The following is a 9,857-nucleotide window of genomic DNA, read 5'->3' as shown; positions in this document are numbered from 1 at the left end:
CTCATTCAGCGCAACCACGGAGGCGCCGGTGTCGACCATGAATCCGATGCGCTGCCCCTCGATCCGGCCCTCGGTCTGGAAATGACCGCGGCCGTCGCGGGAAATGGCGAGGCTGCGGCCGCCGGTCGGCGCAGCCGTCGCGACGGCGACCGTCGTACGCGGCGCCGAGGTTGCGGAAGCCGAGCTCATCTTGTCCGCCATCTGCGCCATGAAGGTGCCGAGGCCGATCATGATGGCCGCGATGATCATAATGTTACGCATTACACCACTTCCGAGCCGAAAGCCCGATTTCACCACGCGACACGCCAAGCCGCGAGCGACGCCGCGGGCGGAGCGTTGCTATTTTGACGAAAAGGATGAGCGGAGGGTTAATGGGGTAACCTAAACCTCTCCCCATAAGTGCGGGGCGAGGAAGAAGACCTCTCACGTCCCCCGCGGCTTCGCCCGCCGCGTCGGCTGCGCGTTGGCCGGATCGTCCGGCCAGGGATGGCGCGGGTAGCGGCCGCGCAGGTCCGAGCGCACGGCGGCGTAGCTGCCGCGCCAGAAGCCCGGCAAATCGCGCGTCACCTGCACCGGGCGCTGCGCCGGCGACAACAGCTCCAGCACCAACGGTACCTTGCCGGCGGCGATCGAGGGATGGGTGTTGAGACCGAACAATTCCTGCAGCCGCACCGCGATGGTCGGCCCCTGCTCGGCCTCATAGTCGATCGCGAGCACGCTTCCGGTCGGCGCCTCGAAATGCGTCGGCGCCTCGCGGTCGAGTCGCGCGCGCATCTCCCAGGGCAAGAGCGCCATCAGCGCGTCGGAGAGATCGCCGGGGGAAATGTCCTTCAGCGCGATCTTGTCGTAGAGCGCGGGCACCAGCCAGTCATCGCGCCGCGCGATCAGCCCTTCGTCCGACAGGTCGGGCCAGCTGTCGCCCTCGGCCTTGCGCAAGAACATCACGCGGTCGCGCCATTGCTTGGCGGCCTTCGACCAGGGCAGCCGGTCGAGGCCAGCGGCGATCAATCCGTCCGCGAAGATGCGCGCGGTGTCCTCCGAGGGCGACACGGCGAGCGTGGCTTCCGACAGCGTGATCGCATGCAACACGCGCTTGCGCCGCGCGCGCAACGCCATCGCGCCGCGATCGAACGAAATCTCGTCGGCGCTCTCGATATGCTCGGCAAAGTGTCGCTCGATCTCCTCCTCGCTGATTTGCGCGGCGAGCAGGATGCGGCCGCTCGCGGCCGTGCCCGTCATCTCGCCAATCGCGATGTAGGGTGCGCGGGCGAGCGAGGAAGTCTGCTCGACGGCGGCGCCGCGGCCATTGGCGAGAACAAAACTGCCATTGCCGCGGTTGCGCGCGACGCGGTCCGGGAAGGCGTAGGCGAGCATCAAACCGGTCGAGAGATCCTCCTGCGGTCCCGCTTTCTCCGACGCCGCCACTTGCGAGGCCCAGCGCCGCGCCAGATCGCGTGCGCTCGACGCGCGCTGTGAGCGATCGCGGCGGAACTGGTCGCGCCGATGCTCGAGATCGACGCTGTCGCCGCCAAGCCCGCGCTCGGTGATGATCGCGGCAATCTCCGCGGCGGCTTCGCCCTCGCCGGCGCGATGCGAATCCACGATCATGCGCGCCAGCCGCGGCGGCAGCGCCAGCGCGCGCAGGCTTTTTCCCTCTGCGGTGATGCGGCCGTCGGCATCGAGCGCGTTGAGCTCGGTGAGCAGGCTCTTGGCCTCTTTCCACGCCGGCGCCGGCGGTGGATCGAGGAACGACAGCGCGGCGGGATCAGCGACGCCCCATTGCGCGAGATCGAGCACCAGTGAGGACAGGTCGGCGCTCAGGATTTCCGGCTGGGTGTAGGGTGCGAGCGAGGCCGTCTGCGGCTCGTCCCAGAGGCGATAGCAGATTCCGGGCTCGGTGCGGCCGGCGCGGCCGCGGCGCTGATCCACCGCCGCGCGCGAGGCGCGCACGGTCTCGAGCCGCGTCAGGCCGATGTCGGGCTCGTAGCGGGGCACGCGGGCGAGCCCGGAATCGACCACGATGCGCACGCCTTCGATGGTCAACGAGGTCTCCGCGATCGAGGTCGCCAGCACCACCTTGCGCTTGCCCTTGGGTGCGGGCGAAATCGCGCGATCCTGCACCGCGGCGTCGAGCGCGCCGAACAGCGGCACGATCTCGATGGAGGCGTCCTGCACGCGCTCGGAAAGGAAGTTCTGGGTGCGGCGGATTTCGGCGGCGCCCGGCAGGAAGGCCAGCACCGAGCCGCCGTCGGCGCGCAGCGCGGATGCGATCGCATCCGCCATCTGCCGTTCGATCGGCGCATCCGCCTTGCGGCCGAGATAGCGCGTCTCGACCGGAAAGGCGCGGCCTTCGCTCTCGACGACGGGCGCCTCGCCGAGCAGCCTTGCCACGCGGGCGCCGTCGAGCGTTGCCGACATCACGAGGATGCGCAAATCTTCGCGCAGGCCGGTCTGCGCATCGCGCGCCAGCGCGAGGCCCATGTCGGCGTCGAGCGAGCGCTCGTGGAATTCGTCGAACAGGATGGCGGCAACGCCTGACAGTTCGGGATCGTCGAGGATCTGGCGGGTGAAGATGCCCTCGGTCACCACCTCGATGCGCGTGGTGCGCGAAATCTTTGAGCCGAACCGGACGCGGTAACCAACGGTCTCCCCAGTGCGTTCGCCCAGCGACTTGGCCATGCGATCGGCACTGGCGCGCGCCGCGATACGGCGCGGCTCCAGCACGATGATCTTCTTACCCCTGGCCCAGGGCGCGTCGAGCAGGGCGAGCGGCACCCGCGTGGTCTTGCCGGCCCCCGGCGGCGCCACCAGCACGGCAACGTTATGCGCCTCCAACGTGCGCGACAAATCGTCGAGCACGGCATCGATCGGCAGGGGCGTGTCGAAGCTGCGGGGCAAGAATTGATCCCGTCGTCATGCCCGGCCTTGTGCCGGGCATTCACGTTCTTTCATCCGGCAGTGAACAAGACGTGGATGGCCGGGACAAGCCCGGCCATGACGGCTGTTCAAGAGAATGTGTAACTGTCAGCCCTGCACCGGCGGGCGGCCGACGCTCTCATAGGTGAAGCCGGCGGCTTCCATGTCTTCGGGGCGATAAATGTTACGGAGGTCGACGACGACGGGCTGCGCCATGACGGTCTTCAGCCGGTCGAGATCGAGCGCGCGGAACTGCACCCATTCGGTGACGATGACCAGCGCATCGGCGCCTTGCGCGCAGGAATAGGCGTCATCGCAATAGGTGATGTCAGGGAGCTCGCTCTTGGCCTGCTCCATGCCGACGGGATCGAACGCCTTGACCTTCGCACCCATGTCGATCAGGCCCGTGACCAGCGGAATCGACGGCGCATCGCGCATGTCGTCGGTGTCGGGCTTGAAGGTGAGGCCGAGCACCGCGACGGTCTTGCCGCGCAGATTGCCGCCCAGCGCCTGGCTCACCTTCCGCGCCATCGCGCGCTTGCGGTTTTCGTTCACCGCCAGCACGGATTCGACGATGCGCAAGCTCACATCGTAATCCTGTGCGATCTTGATCAGCGCCTTGGTGTCCTTCGGGAAGCACGAGCCGCCGAAGCCGGGACCGGCATGCAGGAACTTGGTGCCGATGCGGTTGTCCAGGCCAATGCCGCGCGCGACTTCCTGGACGTTGGCGCCGGCCTTTTCGGAGAGATCGGCGATCTCGTTGATGAAGGTGATCTTGGTCGCGAGAAACGCGTTGGCGGCGTATTTGATCATCTCGGCGGTGCGGCGTTCCGTGAACATCAGCGGCGCCTGGTTCAGCGACAGCGGACGATAGATGTCGCTCATCACCTTGCGGCCGCGCTCGTCGGAGGTGCCGACCACGATGCGATCGGGAAACTTGAAGTCACGGATCGCCGCGCCCTCACGCAGGAACTCGGGGTTGGAGGCGACCACGACGTCAGCCGTGGGGTTGGCCTCGCGGATGATGCGCTCGATCTCGTCACCGGTGCCCACAGGCACGGTCGACTTCGTCACCACGACGGTGAAGCCGGAAAGCGACTGCGCGATCTCCTTCGCGGCGGCGTAGACATAGGAGAGATCGGCGTGGCCGTCGCCGCGGCGGGAGGGCGTGCCGACCGCGATGAACACCGCATCGGCATCCGCCACGGGCTTCGACAGATCGGTTGTGAATTCGAGCCGCTTGGCCTTGACGTTGGTGGCGACCAGCTCGTCGAGGCCGGGCTCATAAATCGGGATCTCGCCGCGGTGGAGCGCCGCGATCTTCTTCTCGTCCTTGTCGACGCAGGTGACGTCGTGACCGAAATCGGCAAAGCAAGCCCCGGACACCAGTCCCACATAGCCCGTGCCGATCATCGCGATACGCATGAAAATCCCTGTCTTGGATTGGTTAACGAAAAATGAAACCCCGACGCTGGGCGGTTTAGCATTTTCCCGAGGGGAAGGAACAGTCCGCATCGAAAAAAGCGGCACGAGAAGTGAATCGGTAAAGAAGTGGGAAACCGTAGCGGCCCCACACTGACCCACCCCCGAACAGGACGGGGCGGAACACGCCTCGAAAAGAGACACCATGGCACCATCAGGCACAATCGCAGGCAGCGGAGGCGTTGAGGCCACGGCTGCCGCGCGTGTCGACTGGGTCGACTACGCCAAGGGCATTTGCATCATTATGGTCGTGATGATGCATTCGGTGCTCGGCGTCGAGCTCGCCGCCGGCCAGACCGGCTTCATGCATGTTCTCGTGGCCTTCGCAAAGCCGTTCCGGATGCCGGATTTCTTCCTGATCTCGGGGCTGTTCCTGGCGCTGGTGATCGACCGCGACTGGCGAACCTATCTTGACCGCAAGGTGGTGCATTTCGCCTATTTCTATGTCGTCTGGGTGACAATCCAGTTCGGCTTCAAGGCGCCGGCCTTCGCGGCGGAGACAAGCTGGCAGCATGTGGGCCTGCTGTATCTCGAATCGTTCATCGAGCCGTTCGGCACGCTGTGGTTCATCTATCTGCTGCCGATCTTCTTCGTCGTCACAAAACTGACACGCAGGATTCCGCCACTCGCGGTCTGGCTCGTTGCCGCCGCACTGGAGACGGCGCGCATCACGACCGGTTGGACCGTCATCGACGAGTTCTGCGCGCGCTTCGTCTATTTCTATTCGGGCTACCTGTTCGCGCCTTATGTGTTTGCGCTGTCGGACCGCGCGCGCAATCATCCGTCGCTTGCGCTCGCAGCGCTCGCGACCTGGGTTCTGGTCAATACCGGCCTCGTCGTATCGGGGGCCAGCGAATGGAAGATCGTCTCGCTCGTGCTCGGCTTTGCCGGCGCCTGCGCGATCATCACGATGGGCACGCTGCTCGCACGCGCGCAATGGATGAACGCCTTGCGCTTCTGCGGCGAACATTCGATCGTGATCTATCTCGCCTTCTTCCTGCCGATGGCGACAACCCGAACGCTGCTGCTGCGCACCGGCATCATCCCCGACATCGGCACGGTGTCGCTGATCGTCACCGTCGCGGGCGTGCTCGGCGCGCTCGCGATCTGGCAGATCGCGCTGCGGCTCCATGCGCACTTCCTGTTCGAGCGGCCGGCCGCGTTCTGGATTGCGCCGAAGAAAGCCGGCGTGCGGTTGCAGGCGGCGGAGTAGCCGCAACCTCGATGTCGTCGCCCAGCCTCACCGGGCGACCCAGTATTCCAGAGACAGTCGTTGTCGACCGATAGGCTGGGGCGTACTGGATTCCCCGCTTTCGCCGGGAATGACAGTGGGGATAGCTGCGCCAGCAAGCCAAAAATCCCGCTCTCAAGGCTGTCAAAGCCCGCAAAAATTCATACATTGCGGCCATGCCCAAAACCTCCTCAAAGACCTCCGCCAAAGCTGACACCAAGGCTGCTGAGCCCAAAGCCGCCGACAGCAAAAAGGCTGCGCCAGCTGCTGCCAAACCGATTTCGGCGAAGGCCGCCGGCAAGGGCGACCACATCTTCCTGGTCGACGGTTCCGGCTACATCTTTCGCGCCTATCACGCGCTGCCGCCGCTGAACCGCAAGTCCGACGGGCTGCAGGTCAACGCCGTGCTCGGCTTCTGCAACATGCTGTGGAAGCTGCTGCGCGAGATGCCCGCCGACAACCGGCCGACCCATCTGGCGATCGTGTTCGACAAGTCGGAAGTCACGTTCCGCAACAAGATCTATTCCGAATACAAGGCCCACCGGCCGCCGGCGCCCGAGGATCTCATTCCGCAATTCGCGCTGATCCGCGAAGCAGTGCGTGCCTTCGACCTCCCTTGCCTGGAACAGGGCGGCTTCGAAGCCGACGACCTCATCGCGACCTATGCGCGGCAGGCCTGCGAGCGCGGCGCCACAACGACCATCGTGTCCTCCGACAAGGACCTGATGCAGCTCGTGAACGACAAGATCATGATGTACGACACCATGAAGGATCGCCGCATCGGCATTCCCGAGGTGATCGAGAAGTTCGGCGTGCCGCCGGAGAAGGTCGTCGAGGTGCAGGCACTGGCCGGCGATTCCACCGACAACGTGCCCGGCGTGCCCGGCATCGGCATCAAGACCGCGGCGCAGCTCATCACCGAATATGGCGACCTCGAGCAATTGCTGTTCCGGGCCACCGAGATCAAGCAGCCGAAGCGGCGCGAGGCGCTGCTGGAGAACGCCGAGAAGGCCCGCATTTCGCGACAGCTCGTGCTGCTCGACGACAAGGTCGATCTGGAGGTGCCGCTCGACGACCTCGCCGTGCACGAGCCCGACGCGCGCAAGCTGATCGCGTTCCTGAAGGCGATGGAGTTCACCACGCTGACGCGCCGCGTCGCCGAGTATTCGCAGATCGATCCCGCCAATGTCGATGCCGATGCGAGCAACAGCAGCAGCGCGCGGGGCGGCGAGGCCACAGCGAAGCCGACATCGTCCGAGACTTCCCGCGATCTCTTCGCCGCCCCTGCGACGGGCGGCGACAAGGGCGACAAGTCGGCGAGCCCGAAGGGCGCGCCGATCTCGCTGGCTGCCGCGCGCGAAGAGGCCTTGCGCAAGCTGCCGGTCGACCGCGCCAGATACCAGGCGATCAAGTCGCTCGAAGAGCTCAACGCCTTCGTCGCCCGGATCCACGATACCGGTCATGTCGCGATCGAGATCAAGGCCAACTCCATCGACCCGATGCAGGCCGATCTCTGCGGCATCGCGCTGGCACTGGCGCCGAACGAGGCCTGCTATGTGCCGCTGGCGCACAAGCAGTCCGGCGGCGGCGCCGGCCTGTTCGATGCCGGCCTCGCGCCCGATCAGGTCAAGCACGCTGATGCGATCGAGGCGCTGCAGCCGGTGCTGGAATCGGCGGGCATCCTCAAGATCGGCTTCGACCTCAAATTCACCGCCGTGATGCTGGCGCAGCACGGCATCACCTTGCGCAACATCGACGATGCCAAGCTGATCTCCTATGTGCTCGACGCAGGACGAGGTTCGAATGAACTCGACTCGCTCGCCGAGCGCTGGTTCGGCCACGCCATGCTGAAGGAAAGCGAGTTGCTCGGCAGCGGCAAGGGCAAGATCACCTTCGACCAGGTGCCGATCGACAAGGCCGCCGCGCTGTCGGCCGAAGGCGCCGACGTCGCCTTGCGGCTCTGGCGCGTGCTGAAGCCGCGCCTCGTCGCCGAGCACATGACCACGGTTTATGAGACCCTGGAACGGCCTCTGGTCGCGGTGCTCGCGCGCATGGAGCGGCGCGGCATCTCGATCGACCGCCAGGTGCTGTCGCGGCTGTCCGGCGATTTCGCCCAGACCGCGGCGCGCGTCGAGGCCGAGATCCAGGAAATTGCGGGCGAGCCGGTCAATGTCGGCAGCCCCAAGCAGATCGGCGACATCCTATTCGGCAAAATGAGTCTGCCCGGCGGCACCAAGACCAAGACAGGCGCGTGGTCGACCACCGCCCAGGTGCTCGACGAGCTCGCCGAGCAGGGCCACGATTTTCCGCGCAAGATCCTGGAGTGGCGCCAGGTCTCGAAACTGAAATCGACCTACACCGACGCACTGCCAAACTACGTCAACCCGCAGACCCATCGCGTCCATACGACCTACGCGCTGGCCGCGACCACGACGGGCCGGCTGTCGTCGAACGAGCCGAATCTGCAGAACATCCCGGTTCGTACCGAGGATGGCCGCAAGATCCGTCGCGCCTTCATCGCAACGCCGGGGCACAAGCTGGTCTCCGCGGATTATTCGCAGATCGAATTGCGCCTGCTGGCCGAGATCGCCGACATTCCCGTGCTCAAGCAGGCGTTCCGCGACGGCCTCGACATTCACGCCATGACCGCGTCGGAAATGTTCGGCGTGCCGATCAAGGGCATGCCGAGCGAGATCCGCCGCCGCGCCAAGGCGATCAATTTCGGCATCATCTACGGCATCTCCGCGTTCGGCCTCGCCAACCAGCTCGGCATCGCGCGCGAGGAAGCCTCGGCCTACATCAAGAAGTATTTCGAGCGCTTCCCCGGCATCCGCGCCTACATGGACGAGACGCGGGATTTCTGTCGCAGCCACGGCTACGTCACCACGCTGTTCGGCCGCAAATGCCACTATCCCGATATCAAGGCTTCCAACGCCTCGGTGCGCGCCTTCAACGAACGCGCTGCGATCAACGCGCGCCTGCAGGGCACCGCCGCCGACATCATCCGCCGCGCCATGACGCGGGTGGAGGACGCGCTCGCCGCAAAGAAGCTATCGGCGCAGATGCTGCTGCAGGTGCACGACGAATTGATCTTCGAGGTGCCGGACGCCGAGGTCGAGGCGACGCTGCCGGTCGTGCAGCACGTGATGCAGGACGCGCCGTTCCCGGCCGTGCTGCTCTCAGTGCCGCTGCATGTCGACGCACGCGCGGCGAAGAACTGGGACGAGGCGCATTAAGCTGCCTCTTAACCTCTCCCCGCCTGCGGGGAGAGGTCGGAATTCGTGCGTAGCGCGGATTCCGGGTGAGGAGGTACAGGTCTCTCAACGATCTCATGCGCGGAGAGAGGCCCCTCACCCCAACCCTCTCCCCGTAAGAACGGGGCGAGGGAGCGCACTGAGTGCGCGGCACCGCTGAATTGTCCTCCGAGCAATTGCGCAATGGCTCCGCCTCGCCTCGCATATTAGAATCGTGCCATCTCCCGCACCGGTTCATCCATGCCCCACACCTCCGCCCTGCTCGGCTTCGCCCTGGTCTGCCTCGGTCTCGTGCTGACACCGGGACCGAACATGATTTACCTGATCTCCCGCTCGATCACGCAAGGCCCCGCGGCGGGCATCGTCTCGCTCGGCGGCGTCGCGCTCGGCTTCGTGTTCTACATGCTGTGCGCGGCGTTCGGCATCACGGCGCTGCTGCTCGCCATTCCCTTTGCCTATGACGCGCTGCGCTTTGCCGGCGCAGGCTATCTGCTCTGGCTTGCCTGGCAGGCGGTGAAGCCGGGCGGCCGATCGCCGTTCCAGGTGAAGCAGCTCGCGATCGACAGCCCACGCAAATTGTTCGCGATGGGTTTTGTCACCAACCTGCTCAACCCCAAGATCGCGATGCTGTATCTGGCGCTGCTTCCGCAGTTCATCGATCCCGCCGCCGGCAGCGTGCTGACGCAATCGGTGGTGCTGGGCGCGATCCAGATCGCGATCAGCGTCAGCGTGAACGCGATGATCGCGCTCGCGGCCGGATCGATCGCGCTGTTCCTGGCAAACCGGCCGAGCTGGATGCTGGTGCAGCGCTGGTTGATGGGCACCGTGCTGGCCGGGCTCGCGGTCAGGATGGCGGTGGAAGCGAAGAAGGTGTGAGGCTTGTTTGACCTCTCCCCGCCTGCGGGGAGAGGTCGAATTCGATCGCAGATCGAATTCGGGTGAGGGGGTACAGGTCTCCCGACCATCTCGCACGC

Annotated in this window: 5 protein-coding genes and 1 pseudogene; 3 read left to right on the top strand and 3 right to left on the bottom strand. The window is 65.5% G+C overall.

Going from position 1 to position 9,857, the window contains the following annotated elements:
* The 3 genes and pseudogenes from SE92_RS26020 to SE92_RS26010 form a co-directional block, all read right to left on the bottom strand.
* Positions 1-261, bottom strand: a pseudogene (locus tag SE92_RS26020) (TIGR02281 family clan AA aspartic protease); the annotation flags it as partial.
* A 162-nt stretch (positions 262-423) separates the two neighbouring features.
* Positions 424-2,898, bottom strand: coding sequence for an ATP-dependent helicase HrpB (gene hrpB / locus SE92_RS26015; protein WP_063199804.1), 2,475 nt, complete (start codon positions 2,896-2,898; stop codon positions 424-426).
* A gap of 126 nt (positions 2,899-3,024) precedes the next feature.
* On the bottom strand, positions 3,025-4,341 hold the full coding sequence (locus SE92_RS26010; RefSeq protein ID WP_063199801.1) for a UDP-glucose dehydrogenase family protein: 1,317 nt from the start codon (positions 4,339-4,341) through the stop codon (positions 3,025-3,027).
* A 202-nt stretch (positions 4,342-4,543) separates the two neighbouring features.
* Here SE92_RS26010 and SE92_RS26005 point away from each other — a divergent pair, with 202 nt between their 5' ends.
* The 3 genes from SE92_RS26005 to SE92_RS25995 all read left to right on the top strand — a co-directional run bounded on the left by SE92_RS26005 (position 4,544) and on the right by SE92_RS25995 (position 9,759).
* The gene (locus SE92_RS26005) at positions 4,544-5,611 is read left to right on the top strand and encodes an acyltransferase family protein (RefSeq protein WP_063199798.1); all 1,068 of its coding nucleotides are present in this window, start codon (positions 4,544-4,546) and stop codon (positions 5,609-5,611) included.
* A gap of 194 nt (positions 5,612-5,805) precedes the next feature.
* On the top strand, positions 5,806-8,865 hold the full coding sequence (gene polA, locus SE92_RS26000) for a DNA polymerase I (protein ID WP_063199796.1): 3,060 nt from the start codon (positions 5,806-5,808) through the stop codon (positions 8,863-8,865).
* Positions 8,866-9,123: 258 nt separating this feature from the next.
* The gene (locus tag SE92_RS25995; RefSeq protein WP_063199793.1) at positions 9,124-9,759 is read left to right on the top strand and encodes a LysE family translocator; all 636 of its coding nucleotides are present in this window, start codon (positions 9,124-9,126) and stop codon (positions 9,757-9,759) included.
* The last annotated feature ends 98 nt before the right edge of the window (positions 9,760-9,857 follow it).

This window comes from Bradyrhizobium sp. AT1, assembly GCF_001590795.1.
Taxonomy (GTDB): domain Bacteria; phylum Pseudomonadota; class Alphaproteobacteria; order Rhizobiales; family Xanthobacteraceae; genus Bradyrhizobium.
This window is presented reverse-complemented; position numbering and strand designations above follow the sequence as displayed.

Coding starts and splice junctions, on each gene's coding strand:
- SE92_RS26010 (WP_063199801.1), bottom strand. CDS start 4,341: ATGCGTATCGCGATGATCGGCACGGGCTATGTGGGACTGGTGTCCGGG.
- SE92_RS26005 (WP_063199798.1), top strand. CDS start 4,544: ATGGCACCATCAGGCACAATCGCAGGCAGCGGAGGCGTTGAGGCCACG.
- polA (WP_063199796.1), top strand. CDS start 5,806: ATGCCCAAAACCTCCTCAAAGACCTCCGCCAAAGCTGACACCAAGGCT.
- SE92_RS25995 (WP_063199793.1), top strand. CDS start 9,124: ATGCCCCACACCTCCGCCCTGCTCGGCTTCGCCCTGGTCTGCCTCGGT.